The organism is Psychrobacter proteolyticus, from assembly GCF_038155145.1.
In the GTDB taxonomy this organism is placed as follows: Bacteria; Pseudomonadota; Gammaproteobacteria; order Pseudomonadales; family Moraxellaceae; genus Psychrobacter; species Psychrobacter proteolyticus_B.
The window spans coordinates 228276-244860 of record NZ_JBAKAY010000001.1; the positions used below are offsets into that span (position 1 = coordinate 228276).

Genomic DNA, 16585 nt, shown 5'->3' on the forward strand with positions numbered 1-16585 from the left:
TTGAAAATTAGTCGCAGTAATAAATATAATTGCTGCGACTAATCCCAGTCTTAAACTAATAGGTGATTGTTTAATGGCGGAAATGGCGCATGCCAGTAAATACCATCGCGATACCATGCTCATTAGCAGCAGCAATAGTTTCATCATCACGCATAGAGCCACCTGGCTGAATGATAGCAGAGATACCTACTTCAGCAGCATTGTCGATGCCATCACGGAAAGGGAAGAACGCATCTGATGCCATCACAGCACCTTCAGTTGCTAGTCCAGCATGTTCTGCTTTGATAGCAGCAATACGTGCTGAGTTAACGCGGCTCATTTGGCCCGCGCCAACACCGATAGTACGTTGGCCTTTTGCATAGACAATGGCATTAGATTTGACGTATTTTGCCACGTTCCAGCTGAATAGTAGATCTGCCACTTGCGCTTCAGTTGGTTGTACATCAGTGACAATTTTTAGGTCGTTAGCCGTGATTAAACCAAGGTCTTGCTCTTGTACGAGTAAGCCACCGTTAACGCGCTTATAGTCAAGTTGGATATCACGCTGATCTGGTGCTGGTAGCTCGCCGCATACCAATACGCGTACGTTTTTCTTAGTAGCTGTCGCTTCAAGTACACCGTCTTCGATACTAGGTGCAATGATTACTTCTACGAACTGATTGTCGATAATGGCTTTTGCAGCAGCAAGCGTCAACGGACGGTTGAATGCGATAATACCACCAAAAGACGATTCAGGATCGGTGCTAAAAGCAGTACGATAAGCCGCTACTTGGTCGTTATCAACCGCGACACCGCAAGGGTTGGCATGCTTAACGATAACGCAGGCAGGCGCGCTGAAAGCTTTAACGCACTCAAGCGCGGCATCAGTATCTGCGATGTTGTTATAAGACAATGCTTTGCCTTGTAACTGCTTAGCCGTTGCGATTGAGGCTTGTTTGCTTTTTAAAGGCTGGTTTTCAGTATAGAAAGCCGCGTTTTGATGCGGGTTTTCACCGTAGCGTAGGTCTTGTGCTTTTTCAAGCTGTACATTGAATGTACGTGGGAAGTTCTCTGGTTCTTGAGTTTCGTTGACACGGCTACCCAAGAAGTTTGCAATCATACCATCGTACTGTGCCGTATGTTCAAACGCCTTTACTGCCAAATCATAACGCAAAGCGGTCGTCAGTTCGGTGCCACCGTCTAACGCGTTAAGTACACGGTCATAATCAGTTGGATCAGTGACGATACCTACATGAGCGTGGTTTTTCGCTGCTGAACGCACCATGGTAGGGCCGCCAATATCGATGTTTTCGATAGCGTCGTTCATAGTCACGTCAGCACGTGCAATCGTTTCAGCAAACGGATATAAGTTCACGACGACTAAGTCGATACGTTCGATCGCATGATCATTCATTACTGCATCATCTGTACCACGGCGTCCTAGGATGCCACCATGAATCTTAGGATGTAGCGTTTTAACACGGCCATCCATCATTTCAGGAAAGCCTGTGTAATCTGATACTTCAGTCACGTCGACGTTGTTTTCTGTGAGCAGACGATAAGTACCGCCAGTAGATAATAAACCAAAACCTGCTTTGAGAAGGCCTTGAGCAAACTCGACGATATTAGACTTATCGGAGACCGATAGTAGGGCAAGTGGGGTTGTACTCATAAGAAATTTTCCATAAAAAAAGCCTGACGTAAACGTCTGGCAAGGTGATGATGACAACGGTATGCCGTATCATGATAGATAAAGCGATGAACGTTTGATTGCCATACATAATGATAGTCAATGATGATGGGTAAGCTCATATAACAATGCTACATTAAATCATAGGTCTTCATTTTTTTGCGCAAAGTGCCTCGATTTAGGCCTAATATCTGAGCACATTTGGTTTGGTTGCCTCTTGTTTTTTCTAGGACGACAGATAAGAGAGGCTCTTCGACTTGCTTTAAAATCAATTCATATAAATCAGTGGGCATCTCATCTCCTAACATCGCAAAGTACTGACGTACCACACGCTCTACATGAACTCGTAGAGGTTGCTGCGCACTACTTGTATAGTTTTGACTAGCAAAATCAAAGCCGTGCGTAGGTGGTTGGTATTCGTCTTTATTATAATCGGCAGGGTGCTCAGAGCTTTTAGCAAAATGATTGGCATTATGCTGTGCATGAGGTGCCATAAAATAATATCCTTGAGATGAAGAAAAATTCTGATTGTAAGGGGTCAGAACCATAGTATATCAAATTAATATCGCCTAGCGCTGATAGATTCATTGTTATCTTGGCTATCACGGTTTAATTGAAAGTGAATTTACGGTGTATTTTCTAATCAGTCTTATTTATATATGACACTCTAATTTAATAAAGAGCGGTCATAGTAATATCGCGAATTTGCGCATTAGCGACAGGGATAGTAAATAATAGCTGTCTATCTGTATTGGCAGCTAACTGACTTTGCTTGCCTAATAAATAATCGTTTGGATCTGCAATAAACTCTCCAATAATCTCATCTTTACCATAAACGCTTATTTTTACATTGGGATATAGTTGTGATTGCGGGCTCCCATTATTTAGAGTAGCGCCTATATCACTAAATGTACCAACAGTTTTAATCTGACTGCTTCTATGAAAGGTATTGTTGATGGTAAGCGCTGATAAGTCTGCACTGGGCAAGCTGCAGGCAGCGACAGAGCAGATCGATTGGAGACGCTGAGCATAGGCTGGGTTTTTGACTAAATTTTCTAAGTTAAAAATAACATACTGAGCCGCGAGTAGCAGTGCTAAGACCAAACAACCTGATATCCATAAGAGTGATGCAATTGAACGTGTCGTTTGGGTTGGTGCAAACGGCAGCTGTGTTTTTCTTAAACGATCGTCGGCAGTAGGGTCTTCATCTTTAACGGGTACTCCCATATCAGATAGAAGCTGTGATAAGTCTGTGTCATCTGGCGGTGTTTCTTCGTCTTTATTTTGTTCTTCTAATAGTTTTTGCAGCCATGAATTGTTATCAGTACTCTCAATATTGGCATGAATATCATTGGCCGCTGCCGAGCTGAGCATGTTCTGTGCTGATGCTGATATTGTACTAGTAGATGGTTTCTTTATTGATGGATTAGGGCTTTTGATAGTTTCTTTAGAAGAGGGCGCTTTTGGTTTTTCTGTGGTTGCTACGCTAGGACTGGTATTACTGGCTTGGGTTAACCATGCATCCATGCTATCTAATGAGTCATACTCTTGAACGTTCTCTTCTGGATCGTCTATATCCATATCATCATAGATTAAGTCGTCATGAATCAAAATATCAGATGATTTTTTCTTACTGATTGAAGATGTAGGGCGATTTGGCACATTCTGAAGTTTATGCTGATTGCTACTAGTATTCGCTTTTTGCTCATTTGATATTGGTTGAGTTTGAGCTTTTTGTTGAGCAGGAATATTTTTTTGTGGTGTTGGTTTTTGAATAACCTCAGAATTTACCACAAGATGCTTATTGACCAAAAAACTTTGCTGGCACCGATCACAGCTGATGGTAGCATTGACTTGATTTAGTTGAGTTTGTTTAACGCTATAGCAAGCTTGACAAAGGGGGCATTGGGTTTTTATTGGTGTGGTCATAGAGGCGAATCCAAAAAAGTATGGTTATCAATACCGCTTAGCCACTCACCAATAGCTGCCCACAATACTCATTGTACTTTTTAAATTTCGATGAATTATGGGCAAAGACAGAGTGGCGTCAAACACATAACATTTGACTGCCCTCTATCGTAACAGATGTAATTAAATGTTGCTAGCTGGTAAATGTACCTGATAAACGTTGCCAATGTTGGTCTTCTTGCGCAGTAAAAGCATGCTTAGGATCCAGTGCAAAATATGGCTGATAAGCTTCAGTGACTTGCTCGGTTTGTGACTCAATCAAACCTGCTAATACAATACGGCCCTTTGGCGCAATCAGTGTCGCAAAGTAAGGTGCTAAACCAACAAGCGGCTTCGCTAAAATATTGGCAACAATCACTTCTACAGGCAAAATGTCATGTTGCGCGCAATACTCTGTAAATTCTTCTGGCAAAAATGCCTGCAAACGATCGCCTACATTGTTGCGTACCGCATTCTGATTGGTAGCAAGTACTGCCTGCGGGTCAATATCGACTGCATATACCTGACGTGCACCCAATAGCAAAGCAGCAATCCCTAGAATGCCTGAACCACAACCATAATCGATAACCACTTTGTCTGTTAGGTCTTGCTCTGTTAGCCAGTCTAGGCACAGGCGAGTCGTAGCATGATAGCCAGTACCAAATGCTAAGCCTGGATCCATAATGATATTGGTGGCTTTAGGGTTAGGCGGCGTTAGCCAGTCAGGCACAATCCATAAGTCATTAGCGCATTCGATAGGGTGATAGTTGCTCATCCACTCGCGCTCCCAATCCTTATCATCAACAGCCGTTAGCCAAATACGAGTAGCCTGTACTTGTGCAGCAATTTCATGACTTAATTGCTCAACCGCTTGACGACTACCAGCATCAGTAGTCGCATCAAACAATCCTGTTAGTATCACCTCATCCCACAGCGGTGATTCACCTGGAAGTGGCTCAAACAAAGGTTGATCGCCAGCATCGTCTAAAGCGATTGATAATGCACCTGCCTCTAATAAAAGCGCTTCAGCCAAGTCGACGTTTGATTTTTCACATTGTAAATGCAGTTGTTGCCATGCCATAAAGATAACCTTAAGCGGAAATAAAAATAAATGTAGGTGTTAGGGAATGCCCTAGATGAATCTACATACAATGAAATGCATGCTGTATATAGATGTTTTAACTAATGAATCTGAAATGTGTAGATATCAGCTATTAGCGTAGTGCTTGTTTTGCTTCATTGACCACGCGTGAGTTACCTTGAGCTTGTCCTGATTGCAATATAACTTGCCATAGTGCTCGTCTACGATTGCTATCATGAGAGACGCTAAGACCACGACGTGCCATCGCTTCTGCCTTACGAGGTTGGTTCTTTTTTAATGCTACTTGTGCCAAGTAGAAATATACCGCCGATGACTTAGGCGCTAGACGCTGTGCACGGGTAAAGCTGCTCTCGGCATTGGTTAGATTGCCCGCTTTCAACTGACTGATACCTACTTGCATCAAATTGCGAAATGCAGGTAGATTACTATTGTTGCTGGCAGATTGTTGAGTACGTTGCTGCGAGTTTCTTCTAGCGTGCTCAAGTAGCTCATTATGCGACGGTACTGATGGTTCAGAGATTATATAGTCATTACGAGAAGGCGCAATGATAATAGGGTCAGGCTGCGTCACTTCTGGTGCAGGAGGCGTAAATACAGGGGTCTCTTGCGTTAACGGATTTGGTGTTTCGGACTGTTCAACTGCATCGTAAGGCTCGGTTGGGTAGTTGCTTTGATCATTTGCTTCCGTGATAGGCGCTTGAGCAGTTGTCGTTGATGGCACGGTCGGTTGTGACGTTGGTAATGTTTGAACAGGCGTGGTTTGCACTGTGGGCGATGTGCTAGGGGCCGTCTGACAAGCACTTAGGCTGAGCATGCCAATGATCGCGCTGCCTGCAAGTAAGGTATTGCTTGACGTAATTTTATTACGCCATAGCACTATGGTTTGTTTTACTGAAGTAGTTGTCCGTAAAGATGACACCATCATGTTAAAACCTTTTTTAAATATTAAAAGCTAAATACCAAAAACACTATTAAAGCCATTCAACAGCTAGAACCATTCAACAGCGCGGTCATACCAAGTATCAGCACGGTTTTCATCGCCTTCATTTTGCTCACTGCTACCTTCTGCCTCATCAGACTCAACAGCTTCGCCATTTGGAATCTCTAAACCTTCGCGGCGACGTTGTTGATTGATATCACCTTGCTGGTTCTGAAACTGTGTCTGTTCACGAGCGCGATCTTGCTGATACAGGCTTAGCGCACAACTGCTAGCTTCTTCTGGTAAATGAGCTGACATTACTGGCAGGTAGCGAGCGTTCGCACAGCGTTCATTAGACAGTTTACCTGAGTTATTCTCTAACCATAACCACTCGATACCTTCTGGCTCTGGTAGGGCAACTGGAGTCAATTTTAGGCGTTTCATATAATCTACCCAAACTGGTAAGGCGCCAGTACCACCACTCAAACCAATCGGTTTATTGTCATCACGACCAACCCAAACGACACTTACATAGTTGCCACTATAGCCTGCAAACCAAGCATCACGGTAGTCATTTGTCGTCCCCGTTTTTCCGGCTAGGTTTAAATTACTGCCGAGCGATTGGGCGCGTCTGGCCGTACCATTTGAGACGACTTGCTGTAATGCATAGTTGGTCAAAAAGTTGGTTTCAGGTGGAATACTGCGCTGAGTGTTAAGCCCAGTACGCTGTAAAATACGGCCACGATCATCAATAACAGTACGGATACTGTGAATAGGCGTACGGAAACCACCAGTGGCAAATACTTGGTAAATACCAAGCATATCCATTGGGCTCAAATTAACTGAGCCTAGTAATGCTGATGGATAAGGTGGGATTTTTTCTTTGATACCCATGCGCTGTAATTGCTTAGCAAAGGTATTAACACCGAACTCCATACCTAAGCGTACTGCTGCTTGGTTATACGATTGAGACAATGCCGTGGTAAATGGTACATAGCCATGATCCCTGTTGTCGTAGTTTTTAGGGTTCCAGTCAGTACCGTCGTTTAGATTGACCGTAATAGGGGAGTCATCTACTGAACTGGCCAAGTTATAACGACCGCTCTCAAGCGCAGTCATATAAATGATAGGCTTCAGCAACGAGCCAACTTGGCGTTTGGCATCGACCGCGCGGTTAAACCCTGTAAATTCACTACCACTACCCACGACAGATACTAGCTCGCCAGTCTCAGGGTTGGCACTCACTAACGCGCCTTGTAAATCTTTAGTTTTGCTACTGTTACGGCGCAGCTCACCAAGTTTTCTATCAACGGCTTTGTCTGCGGCCAATTGAGCGATAGGGTCTAAGGTACTGATAATAATCAGACCTTCGTTCTTGAGATCGTCAGAATAATAAACGGTATTTAGCTCACGTTTAACAATATCTAAGAAGTCAGGGAACTGACTTTTGCCTTCAGCAGGCTTATCCACGATGCCAAGCGGTTGTTTTAAGGCTTTGTCGTAGTCTTCTTGGCTCAGTGTGCCCATGGTCAGCATGTTATTAAGCACCACATCACGGCGTGCTTTTGAGTCATTTGGATTACGACGAGGGTTGTAGATACTCGGGCCTTTTGCCATACCAACCAGCATCGCTTGCTGATCTAAGCGCAGCTCATTAAGAGGTTTGTCAAAATAAAACTGTGAAGCCAAACCAAAACCATTGATAGAGCGATTGCCATTTTGACCCAGATAAATCTCATTCAAATAGGTCTGCAAAATTTCATCTTTGCTGTAGTGCAGCTCAAGTAGCACGGCCATCAATGCTTCATTGGCTTTGCGTTTGATAGTGCGATCTGAATTGAGGTAAAAGTTTTTGATCAGCTGCTGGGTGATGGTCGAGCCACCTTGTCTGGCACCACCAGTAAAGTTATTGATTACGGCACGGGCGATACCACGTACCGATACCCCTTTATGCTCATAAAACGCGCGATCTTCGGTAGCGATAAGGGCATCAATTAACGGCTGAGGCACTTCGTCCAAAGACACAACCATCCGATCTTCATTGCTGTCTGGATAGATACCACCGATATTGACAGGCTCTAGACGAATGATGCCGCTTTTGGCAGGTAGAGTACTTTGGATAGACTCTACTTTATTGCCAGAAATCGTCATTTTGATGACTTGTTCGGCATCTTTATCATTAGCACTATACGTAAAGCCGCGCGTGTGAATAAAGTAAGTATTACCTGTTCGATGATAGGTACCTGTGCGGTCATAAGCTTTATTGCTTTGATAGTTAAGCAACTCTAGCCATGTCTTCATTGTATCTCTATCGACATTGGCACCTTGATACAGCTCAAGCGGCTGCGAATACACTTTGGCTGGAATGTCCCAGCGCTTACCCTCAAACTTATGAGTAATGGTGCGATCAAGCTTGATCAAATATAGCGCCAACAGCACCATGCCTGCGATGATGATAATTAATAGCAGACTACTAAAGACCAAGCCGCGCTGCTGCGAGGGTAGCGTGTGCATAGCAGACTTAGATGACGCTGATAACTTGGTATTTGGTAACTTGTAATTAGGTTTTTGCACGGATGTCGCACCATTTTTGGATAAAAAACTGCCTCATAATGACGCAAATTGACAAATTTTTCAATCTATCATCGTCAACGCAGGCATTTATTGGTCGTAGACCATGAGTGATGGTACTGCTCATAGCGACGGCTTATAGTATAATCCCTATTAAAATACCGATACTTGTAATAAAGCGTCAGTCACTTTCAATCTGGTAGATAAACGCCATATAAGATAACAATTTACGATTGCCCTCACGATGTATTTTGTATGAATTCGCTGTTGCTAATTGTTTGCTATTAGCCGTTTGTTATTAATACTATGCTACTAGCAGTAGTAATATTCATGTGATTAAAAACGGCTCTATTGCATGACGTACACTACAGTCAATAAGAGCAAGTTTGCTTTAAATGAATGCATTTTAAGCAAGCCTGTCAAAGGAAGTAAGCGCGACTATGTCTAGTATCCCATCATCAGTATCATCTGCTACCAATCATTCTTATGAAGACATTTCTATCATCGAAGGATTAGTGCTTCCGCTGGCTGATCACTGTTTCCACTGTGGTGATCCCGTACCTCAGCCACCGTTTTATGCTGAGATATTAGGTCAGTCACGAGAGATGTGTTGTATGGGCTGTCAGTTAGCTGCCCAAAGCATTGTAGAGGCTGGTCTTGAGCAGTATTATCTTGACCGATCGGAAATTAATCGTACGGCAAGTTTGCCAACTCAGCTGACACGTCTCGAGGTATACGATCATGACGAGATAAAATCACAGTTCGTTTACGCGCAAGATGGCATGTCAGTAGCAGAGCTGTCTGTTAATAACTTACGCTGTGCTGCCTGTACTTGGCTGATTGAGTCGCGTCTCGATGAGCTAGAGGGTATTGGTAAATGTCAGGTAAATTTGACCAACCAGCGTATGCGGGTCATTTGGGATGAAAACAAATTACCCATCAGTCGCATTTTAGCGGTCATCAACGAAATCGGCTACGAAGCCAAGCCTTATCGCCAAGATACTCACGAAGCCATGCTGGCACGTCATAATAATCAAATGCTATTGCGTCTCGGCATCGCTGCACTAGGTTCGATGCAAGCGATGATGTATGCAGTTGCGCTTTATTTTGGTGAATATAGCGACATGTTAATATTTCAACGTGACTTTTTGCGTTGGGTATCTTTATTTGTGAGTACGCCTGTTTTCTTCTATGCTGGTATTCCTTTCTTTACCTCCGCATGGTCAGCGATTCGTGCCCGCCAAGTCAATATGGACGTGCCCGTCAGTCTTGCGTTGATTATTACTTTCTTTGCCAGTCTCTACGCTACCATCACTGGGCAAGGGGAGACATACTATGACTCGGTCAGTATGTTTATTTTCTTTTTGCTAGCAGGGCGTTATATCGAGCATAACGCACGTCTAAAAGCCGCCACTATGGCTAATGATTTGGTCGTGGTTGAGCCGGTATTAGTACAAAAAGTCGCTGAAGACAAAACAGCTGCCGAGCATATGTTACAACTGCTAAAAGAAAATACGTCTCAACAAGATGAGCTTATTAAAAGCGAGCTTACTGAAAATGAAACTACTAAAGGTGAGTCGGCTACAGTAGAGCCGATGCCTGATTTTATGCAGCGTATGGACGCCAATGTTTATCAGCTCACATTGCGTATCGCTCAAGACTGGCAGCAGTCACGCAATCAACAGAATGCGCAATCACAACCCGAAGGCGATATAGAGTCAAAGCAAATGGTCACCGCTCATAGTTTACAAGTGGGTGATATTATTTTGGTTGAGGCAGGTTCTGAGATTATCAGTGATGGTATCTTGCTAAGCTCTACTGCAACGGTGTCACAAAGTCTACTGACCGGCGAAGGTGATTTAATCATCAAATCCCAAGGTGATTACATCGTCGGCGGTGCACAAAATGATAGCCAGCCGTTTGAGATGCTAGTCACAGCATTGCCAAAAGACAGCCAGATAGGTTTAATTGATCGATTGATGAATCGTGCCATGAGCGAAAAACCCAAATTGGCGCAGCAAGCAGATAAGCTAGCACGTTGGTTTGTCGCACGCATTTTGGCGCTGTCAGTCTTGGTATTTGTCGGCTGGTATCTCGTTGATCCAAGCCAAGCCATTTGGGCAACCGTGGCAGTCTTAGTGGCTACTTGTCCTTGTGCTCTGTCGTTAGCGACACCGATTGCCTTAACCGTCTCAACCAATCGTCTGGCTAGCTATGGTTTTTTGACGACGCGTGGACATACATTACAAACGCTAGCTGAAATCACGCATGTTGCTTTTGATAAGACGGGTACGCTGACTTATGGTAAGCCAAATTTATTGAATATTGAGTTAATCACACCAAAAAGCCAGACCGAAACTGACGATTTATCATTAACAGCGCAAAAAGATACACTGTTAGCAATTGCAGCTGCACTAGAAGTAGGGAGTCGTCATCCAATTGCCCATGCGTTACTGACGGCGGCCTATCAGTTACATCTACCATCGACGCAAGCCGTACAGCATTACCCAGCAGGCGGTGTAGAAGCCATGATTGATGGCACTGTATATCGAATCGGTCACAAGGACTTTGCGTTAGACAGAACAGATAATAGCGCCAATGATATAGATGCAAACGATGACTTACCCATCGATCTAGTAGCTCAGCGAGCCAACTCAGCAGTAGTATTGTCTTATCAAAATACTGATAGCAAAACATGGCAGGCGCTGGCATGTTTTTATTTCAATGATAAGGTACGTGATAGTGCGCAGTCGATGCTCGATACGCTCAAAGGACTAGGTATCGAGTCTGTTATGTTGACAGGTGATCCAAGCCCGCAAGCGCTAGTCATGGCTAAAAGTTTAGGAATGCAATCTGCGTATAATGGACTATCACCGACTGATAAAGTCAATCATATTCAGCAATTACAATCCAACGGTGCCGTGGTACTGATGGTAGGTGACGGCATTAACGATGCACCAGTGTTAGCAGCGGCAGATGTGTCGACCTCAATTGCAGGTGCGGCAGACTTAGCACAAGTATCCAGTGACAGTATTATCTTAAACGGACAAATCGAAGCCATCACTGCGGCTAAACGCATCTCTGATAAGACGGAACGTATTATCAAGCAAAACTTCCGCTGGGCGCTCGCTTACAACAGTATCGTCCTGATACCAGCGGCTTTAGGCTATGTACCACCGTGGCTCGCTGCAATTGGTATGTCGCTCAGTTCGCTATTTGTCGTGTTAAATGCATTGCGTTTAAAACGTGCTTAGTCTCTTTAAAAAGCATTTAATATAAACAGGTCTGTAAAGTTTGCCCATAAAAAAACCGCCTTGCATCAAATGAAAGGCGGTTTTTTCTATACAGAGATACTGTTAGATAGCTCTTACAATTAGTCTTGTAGATAGCTTAATAGACGCATAAATTCGATATACATCCAGACTAGGGTCGCAAGAATACCAATACTGAACAACCACTCGTAATCTTCAGACACACCCATCGCAACACCGCGATCAATATTATCGAAATCTAATAGCAAGGTGAAAGAAGCGATAACGATGACAAATAAGCTAAAGCCAATAGCGATAGCGCCACCTTCAAATAGGAACGGTAGTGATGAACCAAACGCTAGAGAAAGTACCCACTGTGCTACATAGACAAGCATAATGGCAATAACCGCCGAGGTCACGATAGAGCGGAACTTTTCAGTAACCTTAACTAAACCTGAACGATATAGACCCAGCATAACCGCAGCTGTGACGAAAGTTGCACACATTGCAGTGACTGGTACTGTTGGATACATTCTCATGAAAAATAATGAGATGCCGCCCAAAAATATACCTTCTAGCAAGGCGTAAGGCACTGCCAAAGTCTTTGCTTTTTGTGGCTTGAAGGTAATAAAAAGAGCCAGAACAAACGCAGCAATCATGCTACCAAAGGCTGCCATCGTAATAAAACCTTGCGATAAACCTGCCATAAGCGCATAAAAGAAAAAGCCCACACCAGTAATGGCTGATAAACCAAGTAACAAGCTGGTCTTTTGAATTACGCCCTTGACCGTCATTGGATTACCGCCGATCGCAAGTTCTGCGCGACTGACAATAGGATTGGCCATACATAAGTCCTTAATAATAAAATATAAAAATAGTGATGTTAGTTACTTTAGCAAAACCGCCATTATTGTCAACTGTGTTTGCGTGACAACTGCTGCGGTGCAACCTCAAGCTGCTCATTGGCTAGCGCATCGGGCTACTGTATCGCTCAATACGCTAATTGAAAAACTGAACAGAAAGATCTGACTAAGTAAAACATTCGATAGCTTATATATGGGGTCAGTTACGACAGTTAACAACGATAATTCATAAACATGCTAGTCTAAGCGCGCATTTATCGCTATCATTAACTTGTACTTCACCGTTATACCGAGTCGTTTTATGGAAAACTCAGCGCAGTCAGCAAGATTGCCACACTTACATGAATCAGAGCTATTCCACGCTATTAAAAACCCTGCCTTTAGGCGTATTGGTCTAATGGGCCGTGCTGGTAAACGTAGTGTCACTCAAAGCTTGGTACAGATTGCCCAAACCGTCAATGACATGAATTTGACCTTGATAATGGATGTACAAACAGCCAATTTACCAACGCTTGACCTCACAGATATAGAAAGAGTCAAAATCGTCAAACGTGGTTTGATTGGTGAGATTTGTGATTTGGTTATTGTGGTCGGCGGTGATGGTTCGATATTACATGCCGCTGAAGCGCTAGCACGCTACCGTGTACCTGTATTAGGGGTTAACCGTGGTCGTTTAGGGTTCTTAGCAGATGTAAAACCTGATGAAGCTGCCTTTAAGTTACGCCAAGTATTGATGGGAGACTATCAACTGGACCATCGGTTTTTATTGACGATGGAGATAAGAGAAGGGCGCAAAATTATCCATGAAGATATGGCGCTGAACGACATCGTACTGCATGCTGGTAAATCCGTACATATGATTGATTTTCAGATGAAAATTGATGGACATGACGTTTATAGACAGCATAGTGATGGCTTGATAGCGGCAACCCCAACTGGTTCTACTGCTTATGCTTTATCAGGTGGCGGTCCAATCATTCATCCGAGTATGGATGCTATTTGTCTGGTGCCGATGCATCCCCATACGTTATCTAGCAGACCGATTGTAGTCAGCGGTAATAGTGAGGTCTGTATTCGTATCCACGAAGACAATCGTACTCAGCCAATGGTGAGTGCGGACGGTAAGCCAAGCGTGCCACTTGAGCAAGAGCAGCGCTTACATATTCGTAAGCATCCTGATAAGCTTACTTTGTTGCACCCGCCTGGGTTTGACTTTTATGAGGCCTGCCGTACAAAGCTGCACTGGAACGTACATGCCGAAGAATTCAGTCTTGATGTCGATGATGATATTATAGACGATGAATAAGCGTATCTATTAGACCCAAATATGATATAAAAAATGGTAGTGGAGAGTAGGCAAGATGGATAAACAAACAATACTAGCAAGTCTAACGCCCGAAGTGGTTGATAAATTTCGTATGGCGATTGAGCTAGGTAAATGGCCTGACGGTCGTAAGATTACCGCTGAGCAGCGTGAGACTTGTATGCAAGCTGTGATGGTATGGGAACATGAGCATCTGCCGCCAGCTGAGCGTACAGGTTATATTCATAAACCCGTAAAAGACGATGGTACTGTCGTTGGCGCTGAATGTGATGTCGAGCACGAGCATCACTACCCTAATATGCCAAATCCTAAAGGCGCGGTACAGCCTGTTAAGTTTCGTGATAAATAGATCTACAAATAAGTAAGTCCATAATGGTTGTTATAAAGACAATTATCATAAAAAAGCCACGCTATATAGCGTGGCTTTTTTTACTTTATCAATGATCAAATCATCAGAAATAGCTTAATCACTATAAACGATTAAATGGCAGTCGTATCGACACTAGGACGAACCGTTAACGGGTTCTTTTGCATCAAAAACCCTTGCCAGCCCCAATGTAAAAAATTGCGGATATTGGCATGATCGGTACCGTTAGGCGTTGCTTGAACTTTGGCATAATGTTCGCCAAATAGCTTAAGCGTGTCCAATTGGTTCAGGCCATGGTGCTTAGCAAAACCAAAAATCTTTGCGCTACCTTCGTTCTCACCGGCTGCATTATGTACCATCCCATTTACAAAAGGGGCAGGTGCATAGCGATAAAAATCATCGATAAAGCTGATGACATCATTGAATCCAATGGCTTTTTTGTTCAAACCATTGAGTAATGCCGATACATCTGATTGGCGGATACTCATAAATAAATGACCTCAGAGCAGATTAAAAAAACAATATAATATTTATGTGTGCTCAATGATGATAATAGCCGTTGAGCGTTCAGCATTATAATTTAGCTAGCTTAGCGATTAAAGTAGTCTTCGTCATCAAACGAAGGCGAAAAGTTGCCTTGCTCAAGATGCTGCATTTGCGACTGTACAGAACGCTCATGCTGAATACGTTGATAAATCTCTTCGCGGTGTACTGCAATATCTTTAGGTGCGTTTACACCGATACGTACTTGATTGCCTTTGACGCCTAGAACCGTCACACTTACTTCGTCGCCAATCATTAGCGTTTCGCCCACGCGGCGTGTCAAAATTAACATGCGTCACACTCCTTATGTCGCATCAACAAATTATTACTCATCAGATTACTTCTCAATTGCAGAACATTACCGCAGCACCAAACATGCAATATAACCATTATCACGATGCTCGATATCGTGCCAATAGCGGTAATGATAGGTAGATTCATTTAGCCCAAATGAAAGCCCCATTATAGGCGGCATAACAGATACTGTCACGGTTTTTCACAAAACTATTAGGTAAATGCTCATTTCAACTATGCTAAAAAATAAAAATAGGACCTAAAAAGATCCTATTTTATTTAAGTACTGTATTTATTTGGATACTATTAATTCAAACGCTATTAATTTAAATACTGTTTATCTACATACTTTATAAAGTAATTAATAGCAGTTAATAGATAACCATCAATGCTAATGCTATATTTTAACAGTTTTTGTGTCTTATAGCCCAGCGATTTTGCTTTCGCCGTCTTCACGATCTAGGCCAAATGCCGTGTGCAATGACTTAACGGCTTTTTCTAAGTGTTGATCTTGAATCAGAACCGACACTTTAATTTCGCTGGTTGAAATCATTTGGATATTGATGTTGTTTTCAGCCAGCGTTTGGAACATAAGACTAGCAACACCAGCGTGTGAACGCATGCCAACACCAACCAATGATACTTTGACGACTTCACTGTTGCCTAGTATTTCTTTGGCGCCAATTTCATCTTTTACTTCTTCGTTAAGTACTTTTAGCGTCTTATCTAAATCAGTGCGGTTAACTGTGAAAGTAAAGTCAGTGGTACCGTTATCCGAAAGGTTTTGTACAATCATATCGATTTCGATATTAGCACGACCAATTGGGCTTAAGATAGCAGAGGCGATACCAGGATGGTCAGGCACGCCGCGTACTAAGATTTTTGCTTCGTCTCTGTTGAACGCGATACCTGAGATGATTGCCTGTTCCATATTGTCTCCTTCGTCTATCGTAATTAGGGTACCCACGTTGTCTTGAAATTCTTGGTCAAAGCTACCGTCTGTGTTTTCATCAAAGCTAGAAAGTACACGCAGCGGCACGCCGTATTTACCAGCGAATTCTACTGAGCGAATCTGTAGAATCTTAGAGCCAAGACTGGCCATTTCGAGCATTTCTTCAAATGTAATTTTTTCAAGCTTTTTGGCTTTTGAGGTTACACGAGGGTCAGTGGTATAAACACCATCGACATCGGTATAAATTTGACATTCGTCAGCGCCCAAGGCAGCAGCAATCGCCACACCTGTGGTATCAGAACCGCCGCGTCCTAATGTGGTTGCGTTGCCTTCTTCGTCGATACCTTGGAAGCCTGCCACAATAACGATATTGCCAGCATCTAATTGCTCACGTATGTTTTTATCATCGATACTTTCGATACGGGCTTTGTTATGGGCATTGTCGGTTTTAATCGCGACTTGGCGACCAGTCATTGAACGCGCACCAATACCAAGCTCTTTAATCGCCATAGCGAGTAGTGAGATAGAAACCTGCTCACCTGTTGAGACCATTTGATCGTATTCGCGAGGATCAGGCTGCGTACTAATTTGGCGAGCTAGATCGATCAAACGGTTGGTTTCGCCGCTCATGGCTGAGACCACGACGACCACTTGATGACCATTGTCATGCCAGCGTTTGACTCGTTTGGCGACGTTTTTGATGCGGTCGATACTGCCCATCGAGGTGCCGCCGTATTTCTGTACTATTAACGCCATAAAAATCTACCTATTTATTCAATAATG

Annotated in this window: 12 protein-coding genes and 1 pseudogene; 3 read left to right on the forward strand and 10 right to left on the reverse strand. The window is 43.3% G+C overall.

Annotated elements, in window-relative coordinates:
• Positions 1-70 precede the first annotated feature (70 nt).
• The 6 genes from purH to mrcB form a co-directional block, all read right to left on the reverse strand.
• The gene (purH, locus tag V6252_RS00900) at positions 71-1651 is read right to left on the reverse strand and encodes a bifunctional phosphoribosylaminoimidazolecarboxamide formyltransferase/IMP cyclohydrolase (protein WP_341608916.1); all 1581 of its coding nucleotides are present in this window, start codon (positions 1649-1651) and stop codon (positions 71-73) included.
• A gap of 149 nt (positions 1652-1800) precedes the next feature.
• Positions 1801-2163 carry a DNA-binding transcriptional regulator Fis gene (gene fis / locus V6252_RS00905; RefSeq protein ID WP_191114948.1) on the reverse strand — a complete coding sequence of 121 codons (363 nt, stop codon included), beginning with the start codon at positions 2161-2163 and terminating at the stop codon, positions 1801-1803.
• Between the two features lie 178 nt (positions 2164-2341).
• Complete coding sequence (locus tag V6252_RS00910; protein WP_341608917.1) at positions 2342-3463, reverse strand: DUF3426 domain-containing protein; 1122 nt, start codon at positions 3461-3463, stop codon at positions 2342-2344.
• Between the two features lie 307 nt (positions 3464-3770).
• A complete protein-coding gene (gene prmA, locus V6252_RS00915; protein WP_341608918.1) occupies positions 3771-4697 on the reverse strand; it encodes a 50S ribosomal protein L11 methyltransferase in 927 nt (308 codons plus the stop codon).
• Between the two features lie 133 nt (positions 4698-4830).
• Positions 4831-5643 (reverse strand): tetratricopeptide repeat protein, encoded by an 813-nt coding sequence (locus V6252_RS00920; RefSeq protein WP_341608919.1) that lies wholly within the window; start codon positions 5641-5643, stop codon positions 4831-4833.
• Positions 5644-5706: 63 nt separating this feature from the next.
• On the reverse strand, positions 5707-8211 hold the full coding sequence (mrcB, locus tag V6252_RS00925) for a penicillin-binding protein 1B (RefSeq protein WP_425355834.1): 2505 nt from the start codon (positions 8209-8211) through the stop codon (positions 5707-5709).
• 437 nt (positions 8212-8648) lie between these two features.
• On the opposite strand from mrcB, the gene V6252_RS00930 reads away from it, so the two are divergent.
• Positions 8649-11462: a heavy metal translocating P-type ATPase gene (locus V6252_RS00930; protein WP_341608920.1), complete on the forward strand. Its 2814-nt coding sequence runs from the start codon at positions 8649-8651 to the stop codon at positions 11460-11462.
• 119 nt (positions 11463-11581) lie between these two features.
• Here V6252_RS00930 and V6252_RS00935 read toward each other — a convergent pair whose 3' ends face one another.
• Positions 11582-12304, reverse strand: a complete 723-nt coding sequence (locus V6252_RS00935; protein ID WP_057759239.1) for a Bax inhibitor-1/YccA family protein — start codon at positions 12302-12304, stop codon at positions 11582-11584.
• Positions 12305-12623: 319 nt separating this feature from the next.
• Between V6252_RS00935 and V6252_RS00940 the strand changes: the two genes are divergently transcribed.
• A complete protein-coding gene (locus V6252_RS00940; RefSeq protein ID WP_179798759.1) occupies positions 12624-13628 on the forward strand; it encodes an NAD(+) kinase in 1005 nt (334 codons plus the stop codon).
• 55 nt (positions 13629-13683) lie between these two features.
• Positions 13684-13995 carry a YeaC family protein gene (locus tag V6252_RS00945; RefSeq protein WP_102094259.1) on the forward strand — a complete coding sequence of 104 codons (312 nt, stop codon included), beginning with the start codon at positions 13684-13686 and terminating at the stop codon, positions 13993-13995.
• 131 nt (positions 13996-14126) lie between these two features.
• Here the strand turns inward: V6252_RS00945 and V6252_RS00950 are convergent, their stop codons facing one another.
• From V6252_RS00950 to V6252_RS00960, 3 genes and pseudogenes are all read right to left on the reverse strand, one after another.
• On the reverse strand, positions 14127-14501 hold the full coding sequence (locus V6252_RS00950; RefSeq protein ID WP_057759243.1) for a HopJ type III effector protein: 375 nt from the start codon (positions 14499-14501) through the stop codon (positions 14127-14129).
• Positions 14502-14680: 179 nt separating this feature from the next.
• Positions 14681-14848, reverse strand: a pseudogene (gene csrA / locus V6252_RS00955) (carbon storage regulator CsrA); the annotation flags it as partial.
• 423 nt (positions 14849-15271) lie between these two features.
• Positions 15272-16558, reverse strand: coding sequence for an aspartate kinase (locus V6252_RS00960; protein ID WP_057759246.1), 1287 nt, complete (start codon positions 16556-16558; stop codon positions 15272-15274).
• Between the last annotated feature and the right edge of the window lie 27 nt (positions 16559-16585).

Coding starts and splice junctions, on each gene's coding strand:
- V6252_RS00935 (WP_057759239.1), bottom strand. CDS start 12,304: ATGGCCAATCCTATTGTCAGTCGCGCAGAACTTGCGATCGGCGGTAAT.
- V6252_RS00930 (WP_341608920.1), top strand. CDS start 8,649: ATGTCTAGTATCCCATCATCAGTATCATCTGCTACCAATCATTCTTAT.
- prmA (WP_341608918.1), bottom strand. CDS start 4,697: ATGGCATGGCAACAACTGCATTTACAATGTGAAAAATCAAACGTCGAC.
- V6252_RS00960 (WP_057759246.1), bottom strand. CDS start 16,558: ATGGCGTTAATAGTACAGAAATACGGCGGCACCTCGATGGGCAGTATC.
- V6252_RS00950 (WP_057759243.1), bottom strand. CDS start 14,501: ATGAGTATCCGCCAATCAGATGTATCGGCATTACTCAATGGTTTGAAC.
- purH (WP_341608916.1), bottom strand. CDS start 1,651: ATGAGTACAACCCCACTTGCCCTACTATCGGTCTCCGATAAGTCTAAT.
- V6252_RS00920 (WP_341608919.1), bottom strand. CDS start 5,643: ATGATGGTGTCATCTTTACGGACAACTACTTCAGTAAAACAAACCATA.
- fis (WP_191114948.1), bottom strand. CDS start 2,163: ATGGCACCTCATGCACAGCATAATGCCAATCATTTTGCTAAAAGCTCT.
- V6252_RS00945 (WP_102094259.1), top strand. CDS start 13,684: ATGGATAAACAAACAATACTAGCAAGTCTAACGCCCGAAGTGGTTGAT.
- V6252_RS00940 (WP_179798759.1), top strand. CDS start 12,624: ATGGAAAACTCAGCGCAGTCAGCAAGATTGCCACACTTACATGAATCA.